This window comes from Microbacterium sp. X-17 (assembly GCF_039615055.1).
In genome coordinates this window covers 1671441-1688316 of the sequence record NZ_JBDHNI010000001.1, presented here as the reverse complement: position 1 = coordinate 1688316, position 16876 = coordinate 1671441, and the positions used below count along the sequence as shown (strand labels likewise).

The 16876-nt window shown below is 72.5% G+C and carries 16 protein-coding genes; 12 read left to right on the top strand and 4 right to left on the bottom strand.

Annotated elements, in window-relative coordinates; translation table 11 throughout:
* Positions 1-4 precede the first annotated feature (4 nt).
* From ABCS02_RS08185 to ABCS02_RS08165, 5 genes are all read left to right on the top strand, one after another.
* Positions 5-1213, top strand: coding sequence for a helix-turn-helix domain-containing protein (locus tag ABCS02_RS08185; protein WP_345835088.1), 1209 nt, complete (start codon positions 5-7; stop codon positions 1211-1213).
* A gap of 93 nt (positions 1214-1306) precedes the next feature.
* A complete protein-coding gene (locus ABCS02_RS08180; protein ID WP_345835087.1) occupies positions 1307-2227 on the top strand; it encodes an ACP S-malonyltransferase in 921 nt (306 codons plus the stop codon).
* Positions 2228-2241: 14 nt separating this feature from the next.
* Complete coding sequence (locus ABCS02_RS08175) at positions 2242-3246, top strand: beta-ketoacyl-ACP synthase III (protein WP_345835086.1); 1005 nt, start codon at positions 2242-2244, stop codon at positions 3244-3246.
* Positions 3247-3300: 54 nt separating this feature from the next.
* Complete coding sequence (locus tag ABCS02_RS08170; RefSeq protein WP_021765217.1) at positions 3301-3552, top strand: acyl carrier protein; 252 nt, start codon at positions 3301-3303, stop codon at positions 3550-3552.
* A 114-nt stretch (positions 3553-3666) separates the two neighbouring features.
* Positions 3667-4902 (top strand): beta-ketoacyl-[acyl-carrier-protein] synthase family protein, encoded by a 1236-nt coding sequence (locus ABCS02_RS08165; RefSeq protein ID WP_345835085.1) that lies wholly within the window; start codon positions 3667-3669, stop codon positions 4900-4902.
* 94 nt (positions 4903-4996) lie between these two features.
* Here the strand turns inward: ABCS02_RS08165 and ABCS02_RS08160 are convergent, their stop codons facing one another.
* Positions 4997-5500: a DUF3145 domain-containing protein gene (locus ABCS02_RS08160; protein WP_345835084.1), complete on the bottom strand. Its 504-nt coding sequence runs from the start codon at positions 5498-5500 to the stop codon at positions 4997-4999.
* 167 nt (positions 5501-5667) lie between these two features.
* Here ABCS02_RS08160 and ABCS02_RS08155 point away from each other — a divergent pair, with 167 nt between their 5' ends.
* Positions 5668-6234, top strand: a complete 567-nt coding sequence (locus ABCS02_RS08155) for a PadR family transcriptional regulator (protein ID WP_345835083.1) — start codon at positions 5668-5670, stop codon at positions 6232-6234.
* 87 nt (positions 6235-6321) lie between these two features.
* Here the strand turns inward: ABCS02_RS08155 and ABCS02_RS08150 are convergent, their stop codons facing one another.
* A complete protein-coding gene (locus ABCS02_RS08150; protein ID WP_345835082.1) occupies positions 6322-7164 on the bottom strand; it encodes a DUF1684 domain-containing protein in 843 nt (280 codons plus the stop codon).
* 70 nt (positions 7165-7234) lie between these two features.
* Complete coding sequence (locus ABCS02_RS08145; RefSeq protein WP_345835198.1) at positions 7235-8863, bottom strand: bifunctional 3'-5' exonuclease/DNA polymerase; 1629 nt, start codon at positions 8861-8863, stop codon at positions 7235-7237.
* A 133-nt stretch (positions 8864-8996) separates the two neighbouring features.
* Here ABCS02_RS08145 and ABCS02_RS08140 point away from each other — a divergent pair, with 133 nt between their 5' ends.
* The gene (locus ABCS02_RS08140) at positions 8997-9332 is read left to right on the top strand and encodes a hypothetical protein (protein WP_345835081.1); all 336 of its coding nucleotides are present in this window, start codon (positions 8997-8999) and stop codon (positions 9330-9332) included.
* A 7-nt stretch (positions 9333-9339) separates the two neighbouring features.
* Here the strand turns inward: ABCS02_RS08140 and ABCS02_RS08135 are convergent, their stop codons facing one another.
* A complete protein-coding gene (locus tag ABCS02_RS08135) occupies positions 9340-9798 on the bottom strand; it encodes an NUDIX domain-containing protein (RefSeq protein WP_345835080.1) in 459 nt (152 codons plus the stop codon).
* Positions 9799-9873: 75 nt separating this feature from the next.
* Between ABCS02_RS08135 and ABCS02_RS08130 the strand changes: the two genes are divergently transcribed.
* The 5 genes from ABCS02_RS08130 to ABCS02_RS08110 all read left to right on the top strand — a co-directional run bounded on the left by ABCS02_RS08130 (position 9874) and on the right by ABCS02_RS08110 (position 16859).
* Positions 9874-10584: a potassium channel family protein gene (locus tag ABCS02_RS08130; protein WP_345835079.1), complete on the top strand. Its 711-nt coding sequence runs from the start codon at positions 9874-9876 to the stop codon at positions 10582-10584.
* Positions 10584-11060 carry an NUDIX domain-containing protein gene (locus ABCS02_RS08125; RefSeq protein ID WP_345835078.1) on the top strand — a complete coding sequence of 159 codons (477 nt, stop codon included), beginning with the start codon at positions 10584-10586 and terminating at the stop codon, positions 11058-11060. Before ABCS02_RS08130 ends, ABCS02_RS08125 begins: the two co-directional genes overlap by 1 nt.
* 65 nt (positions 11061-11125) lie before the next feature.
* A complete protein-coding gene (locus tag ABCS02_RS08120; protein WP_345835077.1) occupies positions 11126-11512 on the top strand; it encodes a hypothetical protein in 387 nt (128 codons plus the stop codon).
* Between the two features lie 41 nt (positions 11513-11553).
* Positions 11554-15513, top strand: coding sequence for a Pls/PosA family non-ribosomal peptide synthetase (locus ABCS02_RS08115; protein ID WP_345835076.1), 3960 nt, complete (start codon positions 11554-11556; stop codon positions 15511-15513).
* Positions 15510-16859, top strand: coding sequence for a M1 family metallopeptidase (locus ABCS02_RS08110; RefSeq protein ID WP_345835075.1), 1350 nt, complete (start codon positions 15510-15512; stop codon positions 16857-16859). Before ABCS02_RS08115 ends, ABCS02_RS08110 begins: the two co-directional genes overlap by 4 nt.
* The last annotated feature ends 17 nt before the right edge of the window (positions 16860-16876 follow it).

Sequence of the window (16876 nt, the reverse complement as noted above, 5' to 3'; positions counted from 1 at the left end):
GCCCGTGCCGACGACACCGGAGAGGACGAAGTCCGAGACGCTTGCGTGGCTGCGCAAGATCTCGGGCGAACTCGCCACGACCACGCTGAAGCGGCTGGAGGACACGCTCCCCTGGTACCGGGACATGCCCCCCGGCCGCCGCAGCGCGGTCGGGCTGGTCGCCCAGGCGGGCATCTCCTCCTTCATCTCGTGGTTCGACGACCCGCGGTCGACGCCGTGGATCGCGGCCGACGTCTTCGGGGCGGCTCCGCGTGAGCTGCTCCGGAGCGTCAGCCTGCAGCAGACCCTCCAGCTCATCAAGATCACCGTGGAGGTGGTCGAGGAGCGCGTGAAGAGCGGCGGCAACGAGTCGCTCAAGGAGGCCATCCTCCTGTACTCGCGCGAGATCGCGTTCGCCGCGGCCGATGTGTACGCCCGCGCCGCCGAAGCCCGCGGCCTCTGGGATGCGCGCCTGGAGGCCCTGGTGGTCGACAGCATCCTCACCGGCGAGTACGACGACGAGCTGCCCAGCCGCATCGCCGCGCTCGGCTGGCACGGCCACGGCGAGGTCAGCGTCCTGGTGGGCACCGCCCCCAAGATGCTCGATGTGGACCAGCTGCGGCGCACGGCCCGGCACATGTCCGCGGACGTGCTGATCGGCGTGCAGGGCAGCAGGCTGGTGCTCGTCATCGGCCGCGCCGTTCCGGCCGATGCGGCGAACGAGGAGGCCATCGGCGCCGCGCCCGCGGTCAGCTTCCTGGAGATCGCGCAGCAGCTGGAGCCGGGCTTCGGACCGGGTCACCTGGTGCTCGGCCACGAGGTCGCGAGCCTGGTGGACGCCTCCAAGAGCGCGAAGGCGGCGCTGGCCGGCTTCGCCGTCGCCAAGGCGTGGCGCAACTGCCCGCGGCCCGTCCACGCCGACGATCTGCTCCCCGAGCGGGCGCTCGCGGGCGACGGTCTCGCGCGGGCCACGCTGATCAGCCGCATCTACCGGCCGCTGCAGGCGTACTCCACGGAGCTCCTCACCACGCTGTGGTGCTACCTGGACAACGGGAGGTCGCTGGAGGCCACCGCGCGCGAACTGTTCGTGCACCCCAACACGGTGCGCTATCGGCTGAAGCGCGTCTCCGAGGTGATCGGCTGGGACGCCACCGGGGCCAGGGAGGCGCTCATCCTGCAGGCGGCGCTGATCGTGGGCTCGATCAACGAGCCCGACGCGCCGCGACGGCACTGATCTCCGCTCCTTGTAGACATCCACAAAGCTTCGACGCATAGTTCATCCACATCCGACACATCCGCTCGGCGGAAGATTGGCAGACTTGAACCCGTGATCGTCATCGTGTGCCCGGGGCAGGGCTCCCAGACCCCCGGCTTCCTCGACCCGTGGCTCACCGAACCGTCGTTCCGTGACCAGCTCACCCGCATCTCCGACGCGGTCGGCATCGACCTCGTCGCGCACGGCACGGTGAGCGACGCGGACACCATCCGCGACACCGCGGTGGCCCAGCCGCTGATCGTGTCCGCCGGCCTGCTGACCCTGTCGGCGCTCCTGGCCGACGGCCGCCGCGAGAAGGTCGGCGGCATCGCCGGTCACTCGGTCGGCGAGCTCACGGCCGCGGCCGGCGCCGGCGTGCTGTCCGAGACCGACGCTGTCGCGTTCGTCCGGGAGCGCGGCGCCGCGATGGCCCGCGCCGCGGCGGAGGTCCGCACCGGCATGAGCGCGGTGATCGGCGCCGACGAAGACGAGTTGCTCGCGAAGCTCGACGCGCTCGGCCTCTCCCCCGCCAACTACAACGGCGGCGGCCAGATCGTCGTCGCGGGCGACCTCGACGCGCTCGCGAAGCTGGCCGAGGAGCCGCCGGCCCGCGCCCGCGTCATCCCGTTGCAGGTCGCCGGCGCGTTCCACACCCGCTACATGGCCCCGGCCGTCCCGGCGCTGGAGGAGTTCGCCGCGACCCTCGCCACGAACGACCCGACGCTGCGGCTGTGGACGAACAAGGACGGCTCCGAGGTCACCGACGGCGCCGCGTTCCTGCGGCTGCTCGTGGGCCAGGTCTCCTCGCCGGTGCGCTGGGACCTCGACATGGCGGCGTTCCAGGAGGCCGGCGTCACCGGCATCATCGAGGTCGCTCCCGCCGGCGCCCTCGTCGGACTCGCCAAGCGCGGGCTGAAGGGCGTCCCCGCCGTCGCGGTGAAGACCCCCGACGACCTGCCCGCCGCGTTCGACCTCATCGACCAGGCCGCCTAGGAGGACCGCAGACCATGACCCACCCCACCCTGCAGCAGTCCCACGGGCCGCAGTACACCCGCATCCTCTCCATCGGCGCCGCCCGCGGCGACCTGGTGGTGCCGAACGACGACCTGGTCGGGCCGATCGACTCCTCCGACGAGTGGATCCGCCAGCGCACCGGCATCATCACGCGCACCCGGGCCAGCCACGACGTGTTCGCCGTCGACCTCGCCACCGAGGCGTCGAAGGAGGCGATCGAGAAGTCCGGCGTCGACCCGAAGCTGATCGACGCGGTGATCGTCGCGACGATCTCCAACCCGCAGCAGACCCCGTCGCTGGCCGCCGTGCTCGCCGACCGCGTCGGCGCCAACCCCGCCGCCGCCTACGACATGAACGCGGCGTGCGCCGGGTACGCCTACGCGGTCGCCCAGGCCGACGCGCTCATCCGCACCGGGCAGGCGCACTACGCGCTCGTCGTCGGCGCCGAGAAGCTCTCCGACGTGGTGGACCCGACCGACCGGACCATCTCGTTCCTGCTCGGCGACGGCGCGGGCGCCGTGGTCATCGGCCCGAGCGAGTACCCCGGCATCGCCAAGACGGTGTGGGGCTCGGACGGCTCCAAGGCCGGCGCGGTCGGGATGGACAGCACGCTCACCGCGTTCCGCGACGGCGAGGCCCCGTGGCCGACCCTGCGCCAGGACGGCCAGACCGTCTTCCGCTGGGCGGTCTGGGAGATGGCGAAGGTCGCCAAGCAGGCGCTCGACGCCGCCGGGGTCACCCCGGACCAGCTCGCGGCCTTCATCCCGCACCAGGCGAACATGCGGATCGTGGACGAGTTCGCCAAGCAGCTCAAGCTGCCGGAGACGGTCGCCATCGCGCGTGACATCGAGACGACGGGCAACACGTCGGCCGCCTCGATCCCGCTCGCCACGCACCGGCTCCTGCAGGAGCACCCCGAACTGTCCGGCGGCCTCGCGCTGCAGATCGGCTTCGGCGCCGGTCTGGTATTCGGCGCACAGGTCGTCGTGCTCCCCTAGGGCCTGCCCTAGACTGATCAACGGTCAAAACGACACCCCCTCAAGGAGAAAACAATGGCATTGTCCACCGAAGAAGTTCTTGCCGGCCTGGCCGAGCTCATCAACGACGAGACCGGCATCGCGACCGACACGGTTGAGCTGGACAAGTCGTTCACCGACGACCTCGACATCGACTCGATCTCGATGATGACCATCGTGGTCAACGCCGAGGACAAGTTCGACGTGAAGATCCCGGACGAAGAGGTCAAGAACCTGAAGACCGTCGGTGACGCCGTCGAGTTCATCGTCAAGGCGCAGGACGCCTAAGCACCGCACGAAGAAACTTCCTACGCGCGGGCGGGCCTCCCCCGAGGTTCCGCCCGCGCGGGTGGCAGCGCGCTGCGCGTTGCACCGTTGTTCCTACCACACGGAGTTGCCGTTATGACCAAGAAGATCGTCGTCACCGGCGTGGGCGCATCCTCCCCGCTCGGTGGCACCGCCCCCGAGAGCTGGGCCGGCCTGCTGGCCGGGAAGTCCGGCGCCCGCAGCCTCACGCACGAGTGGGTGGCGGAGCTCGAACTGCCCGTCACGTTCGCCGCGGAGGCGCTCGTGCGGCCCGACACCATCCTCGACCGGCCGACCGCCAAGCGCCTCGACCCGTCCAGCCAGTTCGCGCTGGTCTCGGCGATGGAGGCCTGGGCCGACGCCGGCTCGCCCGAGGTCGCCCCCGAGCGCCTCGGCGTCGACTACGCGACCGGCATCGGCGGCGTGTGGACCCTCCTCGACGCGTGGGACACGCTGCGTGAGCGCGGCCCGCGCCGCGTCCTGCCGATGACGGTTCCGATGCTCATGCCCAACGCCGCCTCCGCAGCGGTGTCCATGCACTTCGAGGCCCGTGCGTTCGCCCGCACCGTCGCCTCCGCCTGCGCGTCGAGCACCGAGTCGCTCGTCAACGCGTACGAGCACCTCCAGGCCGGCCTCGCCGATGTGGTCATCGCCGGCGGCACCGAGTCCGCCATCCACCCGATCACGATCGCGTCGTTCGCGTCGATGCAGGCGCTGTCGCGTCGCAACGACGACCCGGCGACGGCCTCCCGCCCCTACAGCGTCGACCGCGACGGCTTCGTCATGGGCGAGGGCGCGGCCAGCCTGGTGCTGGAGACCGAGGAGCACGCGCTCGCCCGCGGCGCCCGCATCTACGCGGAGATCGTCGGCGGCGGCGTGACGGCCGACTCGTACCACATCACCGCGAACGACCCGGAGGGCCGCGGCGCCATCCGTGCCCTGCGGCTCGCGCTGGAGCAGGCGGGCGCCTCCCCGGAGGAGGTCACCCACATCAACGCGCACGCCACCAGCACCCCGGTCGGCGACCCGGCCGAGTACGTCGCGCTCCGCGAGGTCTTCGGCGACCGCGTCCACGACATCCCGGTGTCGGCCACGAAGGCGTCGACGGGCCACCTGCTCGGCGGCACCGGCGCGCTGGAGGCGGTCTTCACGATCTTCGCGCTGCGCGACCGCGTCGCCCCGCCGACGATCAACATCACCGAGATGGACCCGGCGATCCCGCTCAAGGTGTCCAGCACCCCCCAGCCCCTCGGCGACGCGCCCCAGCTCGCCGTCAGCAACTCCTTCGGCTTCGGCGGCCACAACGCCGTCGTGGCCATCCGCTCCGTCTGAGCGCCGGCGTTGAAGAAGGCCCCGGTCGCATGACCGGGGCCTTCTTCTGTCACCGCGTGCGGACGGCTGGGCCTGGCCCGTCGCGGGAGCTCTGCTAGCCGACCTTGTGCAGCCAGATGACCGAGGTGTCGTCGTGGGCGCGCCGGAACGGCTCCAGCTCGTCGTCCCACGCCTGGCCGAGCGCCAGGCGCAGCTCGCGCTGCAGTTCGAGCGGGTTCGGGCCGGCGACCTCCATCGCATAGCGGATACGGTCCTCCGGCACCACGGTGTTGCCCGCGGTGTCGGTCTGGACGAAGAAGATGCCGAGATCGGGGGTGTGCATCCAGCGGCCGCCGTCCGTGCCGAGGCCGGCGTCCTCCGTCACCTCGTAGCGGAGATGCTCCCAGCCGCGGAGCGCCGTCGCCAGGCGTGCTCCGGTGCCCTGGGGGCCGTCCCAGAAGAACTCGGTGCGCTGGGCGCCCTTCAGCACCGGCTGCGTCTCCCAGGTGAAGTTGACGGCGCGACCGAGAGCGCGTCCCGCCGCCCACTCGATGTGAGGGCAGAGCGCGCCTGGAGAGGAGTGCACGTAGAGCACTCCTCGAGCTGCGTGAGCCGTCATGGTTTTCCTCCTTCGTCGGTACGTCTTCCCCTACGACCGCGAACGAGTGCCATGACTCCTATGAAGTTGACTACCGCGATTATGCCGGACAACGCGCACGAGTTACAAGATTGTGATTCGGCGATTCCTGCGTGCCACACGGGAGGGAGCGGAATAGCATACCGGGTATGTCGGTCCAGTATGGTTTCCTCGCGGTGCTGACCCAGGGCCCCGCCTACGGCTCGCAGCTCCAGAACGAGTTCCTCCTGCGCGCGGCCAACCGCCGCACGCTCAACGCCGGGCAGGTCTACTCCACGCTCGACCGGATGACCGAGCAGGGGCTGATCGAGTCGGCGGGTGAGACCGACGACGGCCTCCCGCTCTACCGGCTCACCGACGCGGGAGCGGAGGAGGCCACGGCCTGGCTGACCGCCGGCCCGCGGGACGTGCGCCCGGACTGGGACGAGATGCAGGACCAGGTACTCGTCGCCGCCTCGCTCGACGGCGCGGACGCGGCCGTGGTCGTCGCGGACTACCGCGCGGCGTTCGCGGAGCGCATCCGGGAACTGACGCACGACGCGGACTCGCGGGCGGTGCTCGCCGCGAACCGCGCGGCCGAGCTCGGTGCGCGCGCCGCGATCGAATGGCTGGACGAGGTCGCCAAGGCCCTCGCCGCGCACCCCGGCGCGCTGGTGCAGCCGCGCTGCCCCGAGCGCCCGCGCCGCGGCCGGAAGCCCGCCGCCGCCCTCGACTGAGCGCGCCTCCCCCCAATCGCCGAAGGGCACGTAAACGCCCCTAAAACCGCGTTTTAGGGGCGTTTACGTGCCCTTCGACCGATGGGGTCAGTGCAGGAGGGCGCCGTCCTTGTTCAGGACGTTCTTCTCGCCGGCCTCGATCGGCACCGCGAAGCGGTTCTGCGCGGGAGGCAGCGGGCAGTTGAAGTTGTAGCTGAACGCGCACGGCGGCAGCACGGCGAGGTTGAAGTCGAGCGTCACCGTGCCGTCCTCGTTCGGGACGACGAACAGGAAGCGGCCGACCGAGTAGGTGCTCTCGCCGTTCGTGGTGTCCGAGAACACCAGCTGCAACGCGCGGCCCGCCTTGAAGGCGGCGAGGTTGTAGTCGACGCCGTCCTTGCTGAAGGTGATCTCGCCCGGGATGACCATGTCCCTGGTCGCGCCGTCATCCTTGAGGTGCTCGAAGCCGACCGTCTTGCCGCCCTCGATCGGCGAGAACGTCGCCGTGATGATCCACTCGGGGTTGAACGGGAAGGCGTCGATCGAGCCGAAGTTCTGGATGTCCTCCGACTGGGCGTCCCACACCCGCAGCGCGTACTCGCCCTGCTCGTTCGCGATGACGAAGCCGGTGACCGTGTCGCTGAACCGGATGGCGGACGGGTTCGGGTCGTCCTTGCCGCGCACGATCGCGGAGCCGTCGACCAGCACCTCGTCCACGAAGACGTTGTCCGTCGCAGCCGCGGTGACCTTCAGACCGGACTGGCCGGCCGGCAGCGGCGACCAGAGGCCGGGAACGCCCCAGACCGGCTGCTCGGAGCCCGGCTCACCCGTGATCCACTGGGTGTTCACGAGCGCCAGGTTGCCCTGCGGCGCCGTGACGGCCTGCTCGCGGCGGGAGTGGTAGCGCGCGAGGACGGCGTCGGGATCGGCGGGGGCTGCGATGTCGGTCATGGTCTCCATCCTCTGTCAGGTCGGTGGATGCAACCAAGCGCGACACTCCCCCATTCCCGCCGCCCGCCGCTCACTTGGCCTCGCCGTAGCTGTCGACCACGGCTGCCGTGACCGGGAAGTCGACGGGGAACCCGCCGAAGAGCAGTCGCCCCGCGGCCTCGGCCGAGGCGCGGACCTCGGCGGCGACGGCCTCCGCCGACTCCGCGGGGGTGTGGACGATGACCTCGTCGTGCAGGAAGTACACCAGATGCGGTCCGGCGGTGAACTCCGCGCCCTCCGGGGTCAGCCGGGCGAGCCGGTTGCGCAGCTCGGCCATCCAGCACAGCGCCCACTCGGCGGCGCTGGCCTGCACGACGAAGTTGCGGGTGAAGCGGCCCCAGTCGCGGGCCTGGCTGCGCGCCCGGCGCTCCTCGGCGGCCGTGGACTCGGCTCCGGAGGCCGCCGACTGGGTGGCCTGCCAGCTCCCGCCAGGCCGTGGCGAGCTGCGGCCGAGCCGGGAGGTCACGATGTCGCCCCGCTCCCCTGTGCGCGCCGCGTCCTCGACGAGCCGCACGGCACGCGGGTAGGCGCGCGCCAGCCGCGGCATCAGCCGGCCGCTGTCGCCCGTCGTCGCGCCGTACATGGCGCCGAGCATGGCCACCTTGGCCTGGGCGCGCTCCTCCACCGCCCCGCTCGCCACGATGCCCGCGTAGAGGTCCCGGCCGCGCCCGGCCTCGGCCATCGCCGTGTCGCCGGCGAGGCCGGTGAGGATGCGCGGCTCAAGCTGGGCGGCGTCGGCGACCACGAGCTTCCAGCCCGGGTCGGCGACGACCGCGCCGCGGACCTCCTTCGGGAGCTGGAGGGCGCCGCCGCCGCGCGTGGCCCAGCGCCCGGTGACGACGCCGCCGGGGATGTAGTCGGGCCGGAAGCGCCCGTCGCGCACCCAGGCGTCGAGCCAGCTCCAGCCGTTCGCCGCGTGCAGCCGGGCGAGCTTCTTGAACTTCAGCACCGCCGGGATCGCGGGGTGGTCGAGCTCGCGCAGCTCCCACGACCGCGTCGAGGTCACCATCAGGCCCGCGCGCTGCAGCGCCTTGAGGAGCTCAGGCGGGCTGTCGGGGTTGAGGTCGGGCGCCTCCAGGGCCGTGCGGATCTCCGCCGCAAGCGTCTCCAGCGCCTCCGGTCGGCCGTAACGCGGGCGCGGGCCGAGGACGGCGCGCAGCAGCTCGTCGTGCCGCTCGACGCTGTACGGGAGGCCCGCGTGCTGCATCTCGGCCGCGATCAGCGCCCCGGCCGACTCGGCGGCGAGCAGGAGGCGCAGCCGGCCGGGCTCCGCGCTGCCCGCGACGGCCTCCTGCTGCGCGGCGTACTCGTCCTCGCTGGAGGGCCGGGTCGTCTCCGCGGGATGGTCGAGGTCGAACAGGGTCGCGGCCGCCGGCTCCGGCGCGTCCTCCGGCACGCGGGCGGCGTCCCACGGTCCGGGCGCGGCGGTGGCGAGCGTGGAGCCCGCGCTGAGCGTGGAGGCCCGCAGGATCGCGTGGCTGAGCCGCAGGTCCACGCAGCGTTCAACGCGGACGCCCGCCTGCAGCAGCCGGGGGTACCACGCGCGGGTGTCGTCCCAGACCCAGCGCGGGCGCGACGCCGCCTCCTCGCGCCGGACGAACTCCGGCAGCTCGGCCTCCGCGAGCTCCGTGCGGCCGGGGTCGTCGCCGTCCGGACGGATCGCCGCGACCCGCCCGGGAGCGACGCGGTCGAGAAGGAGCTGCACGCCTCAATTCTGCATGCGACGGACGACACTTCCCGCTATAGTGAGAAAACGTCACTTTAAGCGATGCCGACCCGAAAGGCGAGCGACGATGACAGAGTACCTGCACGACTCCCAGGGAGTGTGGATCGCATACCGAACCGATCCGCAGTCGCGCTGGCTGTTCAACTCCGAAGGCGACTGGATCGGCTGGTTCCCCTGGTCGGACGACATCGCGGTGACCCCGGGCGGCTCCTACCTCGGCACGGTGCACGGCGACCGTCTGTTCATGGACGACGAGCACCCGTACCGCGGGAATCCGGGCTACCCGGGCGCGCCGGGCTACCCGGGACAGGCGCCGTATCCGGGAGCAGGGCCGTACGTCGGGCTGCCGGATGGCTGCGACGACGTCGCACCCGCGCTGCTCTGGCCGCGCATCGCGTCCTGAGCGGCCGTCAGCCCGCCAGCGCCGCCAACCGCGACCGCAGCTGCGGCCACGCCGCGCCGAAGCCGGGATGCAGCGGCAGGTCCGCGACCTCCGGCACCGACACCCAGCGCAGCTCGATGCTCTCCACGTCGGCCATGTGCGGCTCGAACGCGCGCACCGCCTGTGCGACGACGGTCGTGTACGACCAGAAGCCGAGGTCGAGCACGCTTTCGAACAGCACCTGCACCGCGTCCGCGGGCACCGCCGCCTCCTCCGCGGCCTCCCGCAGCGCGCCCTCCACCGCCGTCTCGCCCTCGTGCCTGGCGCCGCCCGGGAGGCCCCAGGTGCCCCCGAAGTGGCTCCAGTCGGCGCGGTGCTGGAGCAGCACGCCGCGCCGCAGGTCGTGGACGAGCAGGCCCGCGGCGCCGAAGCGGCCCCAGAACCGCTCGCCGTTCGGACCTTCCACCCATGCGTCGCCGGAGTTCACGTCTCCACGTTAGCCGCACGGCCGAACCCGGTGACGCCGCGTGACGGTTCTCGCAGACGGTCCTACTGTGTGGACATGACACTCCAACGCTGGCGCCACCTCACCGAGTGGCCACTCACCGCGGCCGCCGCGGTGTTCCTCGTCGCCTACGCCTGGGAGGTCATCGGCGACCTCCACGGGCCGCAGCTCGTCGTGGCGGAGACCGTGATCTGGATCACCTGGGCCGTCTTCCTGCTCGACTACTTCGTGTGCCTCGTCCTCGCCCCGCAGCGCTGGCGCTGGTTCTACACGCACCTGTTCGATCTCGCCATCGTGGTGCTGCCGATGCTGCGGCCGCTGCGGCTGCTGCGGCTGGTGACGATCCTCGCCATCCTGCAGCGGAGCGCGGGCGCCGCGTTCCGCGGCCGCGTGATCGTCTACGTCGTCGGCGCCGGCAGCCTCTTGATCTTCACGGCCGCGCTGGCGGCGCTGGACGCCGAGCGCGGGATGCCGCACGCGCACATCGAGACCTTCCCGCAGGCCGTCTGGTGGGCTTTCGAGACCATCTCGACGGTCGGCTACGGCGACTACGTGCCCGTCACCGAGGTGGGCAAGCTCGTCGCGGTCGGCCTGATGATCGGCGGCATCGCGACGCTCGGCATCGTGACGGCGACGCTGGCCTCCTGGATCGTCGAGCGGGTCGCGCAGACCGAGATCGACATGCGGGCGGCCACCCGCGGCCAGATCCGCGAGCTGTCAAGCCAGGTGGCGGAGTTGAAGGCCCTGCTCGAGAAGCGGTCGGCCTGATGGCGGTGCGCAGCGCGGCGATCCTGCTGCACCGCCGAGGGGCGCGCGGCAGGGAGGTCTGGATCGCGCACATGGGCGGCCCGTTCTGGGCGCGCAAGGACGAAGGCGCCTGGACGCTGCCGAAGGGGCTGGTCGAGGAGGACGACGTCGACGACCTCGCCGCGGCCCGGCGCGAGTTCGCCGAGGAGATGGGCGCGCCCTCCCCCGACGCCGTGTACGTCCCGCTCGGCGAGTTCCGCGCCTCCGGCAAGACGTTCGTGGTGTTCGCGGCGGAGGCCGACTTCGAGCTCGCGGAGCTGGTCAGCAACGAGTTCGAGGTGGAGTGGCCGCCGCGCTCCGGCGTGATCCGGACGTTCCCCGAGGTGGACGACGCCGGCTGGCATCCGCTCGCGGTGGCGCACACGAAGCTCGCAAAAGGCCAGCGGCCCATTCTGGACGCGCTCGTGAGGCTCCTCGACGAATACGGATCCGACTAGCGCGCAGGGCACCTCCTCGGTCGTATCGTTGGCTGCACGTGCCGGACGGGACGAAGGAGGAGCAGGTGGCGAAGAAGAAGGCGGAGAAGGACGCCGAGAAGGCCCTGATCACCGCACGAGCCGCAGTCGACGAGGCGCAGCGGCTGGTCAAGAAGCTCGACAAGAAGACCCGCAAGGAGGCCGAGGACCTCGCGGCCGCGCTGGAGCAGGCGGCGAAGGACGCGAAGAAGGCCTCGCAGCGCGCCCGCAAGACCGCGGAGGCGGCGGCGAAGGACGCCAAGGAGAAGGCCCAGGCGGCCCGCGAGCGTGCGCGCACGGCCGCGTCGGCCCCGGCGGCGAGCACGGGCATCCCGACGTTCCGCGACCTGCGCGACCGGGCGAAGGCGCAGGGCATCCAGGGCTACTCCCGGATGAACAAGGCACAGCTCCTGCACGCGCTCGGTGAGGGCTGATGTTCACCGGCCGGTAACCGGCTGCTTCTACGGTTGCCGCCGTGACTGACACCACCGCCGAGCCCGCGATCCTCTCGGCGCTGGACCGCGCGCCCGCGCCGCGGACGCTCATCGACATCCTGCGGGAGTCCGCCGCCGCCAACCCGCAGGGTTCGGCGATCGAGGACGCCCGCGGCGCGCTCAGTTACCGCGAGCTGCTCGCGCGCGTGCTGGCCACGGCGGCGCGGCTGCGGGAGGCCGGGGTGCGCCGCGGCGACCGCGTCGGTGTGCGGATGACGTCGGGCAGCCGGGATCTCTATCTGGCGATCCTCGGCGTGCTCGCCGCGGGAGCCGCCTATGTGCCCGTGGATGCGGACGACCCGCAGGAGCGCGCCGACCTCGTCTTCGGCGAGGCGGAGGTGCGCGGGGTCATCACGGACGACGGGTATCTGGCCACGGCCTCCGCGGAGGGCGAGGACGCCGTCGACGTGCCGGCCGGACCGCTCGCCGTGCAGGGCCAGGAGCCGCACCCCAGCACCTCCGGCCTCCCGGTCGTCGACCCGCCGACACCCGAGGACGACGCCTGGATCATCTTCACCTCCGGCTCGACCGGGACGCCGAAGGGCGTGGCGGTGCGGCACCGGTCCGCCGCGGCGTTCGTGGACGCCGAGTCGCGGCTGTTCCTGCAGGAGGAGCCGATCGGCCCGGGCGACCGCGTGCTCGCGGGACTCTCGGTGGCCTTCGACGCGTCCTGCGAGGAGATGTGGCTCGCCTGGGGCCACGGCGCGTGCCTGGTGCCCGCGCCGCGCTCGCTGGTGCGCACGGGCATGGACCTCGGCCCGTGGCTGGCGGCGCGCCGCATCACCGTCGTCTCGACCGTGCCGACGCTCGCGGCGCTCTGGCCGACCGACGCGCTCGACACCGTGCGGCTGCTGATCTTCGGCGGCGAGGCCTGCCCTCCCGAGCTGGTCAACCGGCTCGCCGTGGAGGGCCGCGAGGTCTGGAACACCTACGGGCCGACCGAGGCGACGGTCGTCGCGTGCGCAAGCGTGCTGACCGCGGGCGAGCCGGTGCGGATCGGCCTCCCGCTCGACGGCTGGGACCTCGCGGTCGTCGGTCCGGACGGGTCGCCGGTCGCGAGCGGCGAGTCCGGCGAGCTGATCATCGGCGGCGTCGGCCTCGCCCGCTACCTCGACCCGGCGAAGGACGCCGAGAAGTACGCGCCCCTCCCCTCGCTCGGCTGGCAGCGCGCCTACCGCAGCGGCGACCTGGTCCGTTTCGATCCGGGCGGGCTGTTCTACCTCGGGCGCGCCGACGACCAGGTCAAGGTCGGCGGCCGGCGCATCGAGCTCGGCGAGGTGGAGGCCGCGCTTCAGCAGCTCCCGGGCGTGTCGGGGGCCGCGGCCGCGGTGCGCAGGAGTGCGGCGGGGAATGACGTGCTGGTCGGCTACCTCGCCGTCCCGGAGCGCTCGGCCTTCGACCGCCGTGCCGCGCTGGCGGAGCTGCGCGCCGAGCTCCCGGCCGCCCTCGTGCCGCTGCTCGCGGTGGTGGACGACCTCCCGGTGCGCACCTCCGGAAAGGTCGACCGCGCTGCGCTCCCCTGGCCGCTGGAGGAGGTCGACGAGGACGCGCCGGTCCTCGACCCCGTCTCCGAGCAACTCGCCGCCGACTGGCGCAGCGTGCTCGGCCTGCCGGTGAGCGGCCTGGACGACAACTTCTTCGACCTCGGCGGCGGCTCGCTCGCGGCCGCGCAGATCGTCTCGCTGGTGCGCAGGCGGCACCCGGACATCACGGTCGCCGACATCTACGCGCACCCGCGCTTCGGGTCGCTCGCCTCTGCGCTGGCGGAGAGCTCGCCGTCGGCCTCCGCCGCCTCCACGCACGTCGTGCCGCCGACGCCGCGGCGCATGCAGGTGCTCCAGACCGTGCTCGCCGTGCCGCTGTTCATCCTGAACGGCGTCCGCTGGCTGCTCTACCTGCTGACGGCGGCGGCCATCCTGCGACCGTTCGGCGGGTTCGGGTTCCTCCCCGACGTGAACCTGGTCTGGCTGATCGTCGGGCTGATCGTGTTCGTCACGCCGTGGGGCCGGATGGCCATCGCCGTGGCCGCCGCCCGGCTGCTGCTGCTCGGCGTCGCGGCCGGCGACTACCCGCGCGGCGGCGGCGTGCACCTGCGACTCTGGCTCGCCGAGCAGGTCGCCCACCAGATCGGCGCGGCCAGCCTCGCCGGCGCGCCCTGGATCAGCTACTACGCCCGGGCGCTCGGCGCGACGATCGACCGCGGCGTGGACCTCCACGCGCTGCCGCCGGTGACGGGCATGCTGCGGATCGGCGCCGGCGCGTCCATCGAGCCGGAGGTCGACCTCGCCGGGTACTGGATCGACGGCGACCTCGTGCGGATCGGGGAGATCCGCATCGGCGCGGGGAGCTCGGTGGGCGCGCGCAGCTCTCTGATGCCCGGCGCGAAGATCGGCCGGGACGCGACGGTGGCGCCGGGCTCCGCCGTCTTCGGGCGCGTGCCCGCAGGTCAGAACTGGGCGGGCTCCCCCGCCGTCCGCGTCGGCAAGGCGCGGGAGTGGTGGCCGGGTGAGCGGCCGCCGCGGCGCACCAGGTGGGTCGCCGCGTACGCCGTGGCCTCCCTCGTCGTCTCGCTGGTCCCGGTGGTCGCGCTGGGCGTCGGCGGGCTGATCGTGGCGGCGTTCACGCGCGGCGCGACCACGATCGCCGCCGCGATCCCCGGCGCGGCCGCAGCGCTCGTCCCGGCCACGCTGGCGGCGGGCGTCGTGCTCGCGGGCGTCGTCGTGGTCCTGGTGCGCCTCCTGGGCCTCGGCCTGAAGGAGGGCGTCTACCCCGTGCGCAGCCGCGTCGGCTGGCAGGTGTGGTCCACCGAGCGGCTGCTCGACATGGCCAGGACGCTGCTCTTCCCGCTCTACTCCAGCCTGTTCACCCCCGTCTGGCTGCGGATGCTCGGCGCGCGCGTCGGGCGCGACGTCGAGGCCTCCACCGTGCTCCTGCTGCCCGCCATGACCCGGATCCGCGACGGCGCGTTCCTGGCCGACGACACGCTGGTAGCGTCCTACGAGCTCGGCGGCGGTTACGTGCGCGTCGCGGAGGCGGAGATCGGCGCGCGCGCCTTCCTCGGCAACTCGGGGATGGCCGGCGGCGGCAACCGGGTGCCGCGCGACGGCCTGGTCGCCGTGCTGTCGGTCGCCCCGCGCAAGGCCAAGGCCGGGTCGTCCTGGCTGGGCTCGCCACCGGTCAAGCTCCGGCGGCGTGCGCAGGACGCCGACCTCTCGCGCACCTTCGAGCCGAAGACCTCGCTGCGCGTCGCCCGAACCGCGTGGGAGCTGCTGCGCATCGTCCCGGTGTTCGTGACCTGCGCCATCGGGCTCGCCGTGCTGCTGACGCTGGCGGCGCTCTCCGAGGCCTGGGGCGTCGGCTGGGCGATCGTCCTCAGCGGTCCCGTGCTCCTGGTCGCCGGCGCGGTCGCCGCGGCCGTCAGCACCGCGGCGAAGTGGGCGCTGCTCGGGAGGCTGAAGCCGGGCGAGCATCCGCTCTGGTCGTCGTTCATCTGGCGCAGCGAGGTGTCGGACACCTTCACCGAGATGGTCGCGGCTCCGTGGTTCGCCTGGGCCGCCGCCGGCACGCCCGCGCTGGTCTGGTGGCTGCGCAGCCTCGGCGCACGCATAGGGCACGGGGTCTGGATCGACAGCTACTGGCTCCCGGAGGCCGACCTGGTCGAGCTGGGCGACGCATCCACCGTCAACCGGGGCTGCGTCGTGCAGACGCACCTGTTCCATGATCGAATCATGAGCATGGACCAGGTGATCATCGAGCGCGGCGGGACCCTCGGCCCGCACAGCGTCATCCTGCCCGCGGCCGCGATCGGCTCCGACGCGACGGTCGGGCCGGCCTCCCTGGTGATGCGCGGCGAGACGGTGCCGGACCGCAGCAGGTGGAGCGGGAACCCGATCGGCCCGTGGCGGGACGTGGTGGTACGCGAGTACCGTGCGGTGCGATGACCGAGGCCACCCCTGACACCGACACCGGCGCCGCCGACGCCGCCGTCTCCGCCGCGTCCCACGTCTACCTCCCGCGCTCCGGCACCCATGACTTCTCGGTGCTGTCCTACGACCTCGACCTGTCGTACAAGGTCGCCACGAACCGGCTCGACGGGACGGCCGTCATCCGGGGACGCGCGAACGTGCCGCTCTCGGCGGTCTCGCTCGACCTGGTGCACCTGCGCGCCAAGCGGGTCAAGCTGGACGGCGACAAGCGCACCCGGTTCACGCAGTCCCCGACCCACGTGCGGGTCAAGGCGGCAACGCCGATCCCGGCGGGCGCGGAGTTCACGGTCGAGATCGCCTACGACGGCTCCCCCGTCCCACGCCGGACCCGCTGGGGCACCCTCGGCTGGGAGGAGCTGAGCGACGGCGTCATCGTCGCCTCGCAGCCCTCCGGAGCGCCGACCTGGTTCCCGTGCAACGACCGGCCGGACGACAAGGCCGCGTACCGGATCACGATCACGACCGAGCAGCCGTACACGGTGCTCGCGACCGGAGAACTCGCCGAGCACAGCGTCAGCGGAGGCCGCGGCACCTGGACGTTCGAGCGTCCGGAGCCGACGGCGACCTACCTCGCGGCTGTGCAGATCGGCCGCTACGTGCTGGAGCCCCGGCGCACCGGCGGCGTGGAGTGGGTGATCGCCTATCCCCCGGCGCTCGCACGACGCGTGCTGGCCGACTTCGCGCCGGTCGGGCGGATGATCGAGTGCTTCCAGGAGCGCTTCGGCCCGTACCCGTTCCCGTCGTACACGGTCGTGGTGACCGAGGACCCGCTGGAGATCCCGCTCGAATCGCAGGGCATGGCCACGTTCGGCTCCTCGCACGTCGACGGCCGCGGCGGCTCGGAGCGCCTGATCGCGCACGAGCTCGCCCACCAGTGGTTCGGCAACAGCGTCGGCGTGGCCGGCTGGTCGGACATCTGGCTCAACGAGGGCTTCGCCTGCTACGCCGAATGGATCTGGTCGGAGTTCTCCGGGAGCCACTCCGCGAACACGCTCGCGCGCACCCACCACGCCGTCCTCCGCGTGAAGCCGAAGGACCTCGTGCTCGCAGATCCGGGCGTCGACAGCATGTTCGACGACCGGGTCTACAAGCGCGGCGCCTGCCTCCTCCACGCGCTGCGGCGGAGGCTCGGCGACGACACGTTCTTCGACCTGATGCGCGGCTGGTCGGCCGCGCACCGGTTCGGTACGGCCTCCACGGCGGACTTCGAGGCGTTCGCCGCCGGGTTCTCCGAGGAGCCGCTGGACGCGTTCTTCGACGCGTGGCTGCGCGACACGGCGCTGCCGTCGCTCAGCGACTGACCGGCCGGCGGCTGACG

Excerpts from the sequence above, each read along its gene's own strand:
- ABCS02_RS08170 (WP_021765217.1), top strand. The coding sequence starts at position 3,301 with ATGGCATTGTCCACCGAAGAAGTTCTTGCCGGCCTGGCCGAGCTCATC.
- ABCS02_RS08160 (WP_345835084.1), bottom strand. The coding sequence starts at position 5,500 with ATGACGGCTCACGCAGCTCGAGGAGTGCTCTACGTGCACTCCTCTCCA.
- ABCS02_RS08125 (WP_345835078.1), top strand. The coding sequence starts at position 10,584 with ATGGCGGTGCGCAGCGCGGCGATCCTGCTGCACCGCCGAGGGGCGCGC.
- ABCS02_RS08110 (WP_345835075.1), top strand. The coding sequence starts at position 15,510 with ATGACCGAGGCCACCCCTGACACCGACACCGGCGCCGCCGACGCCGCC.
- ABCS02_RS08130 (WP_345835079.1), top strand. The coding sequence starts at position 9,874 with ATGACACTCCAACGCTGGCGCCACCTCACCGAGTGGCCACTCACCGCG.
- ABCS02_RS08165 (WP_345835085.1), top strand. The coding sequence starts at position 3,667 with ATGACCAAGAAGATCGTCGTCACCGGCGTGGGCGCATCCTCCCCGCTC.
- ABCS02_RS08150 (WP_345835082.1), bottom strand. The coding sequence starts at position 7,164 with ATGACCGACATCGCAGCCCCCGCCGATCCCGACGCCGTCCTCGCGCGC.
- ABCS02_RS08155 (WP_345835083.1), top strand. The coding sequence starts at position 5,668 with ATGTCGGTCCAGTATGGTTTCCTCGCGGTGCTGACCCAGGGCCCCGCC.
- ABCS02_RS08175 (WP_345835086.1), top strand. The coding sequence starts at position 2,242 with ATGACCCACCCCACCCTGCAGCAGTCCCACGGGCCGCAGTACACCCGC.
- ABCS02_RS08140 (WP_345835081.1), top strand. The coding sequence starts at position 8,997 with ATGACAGAGTACCTGCACGACTCCCAGGGAGTGTGGATCGCATACCGA.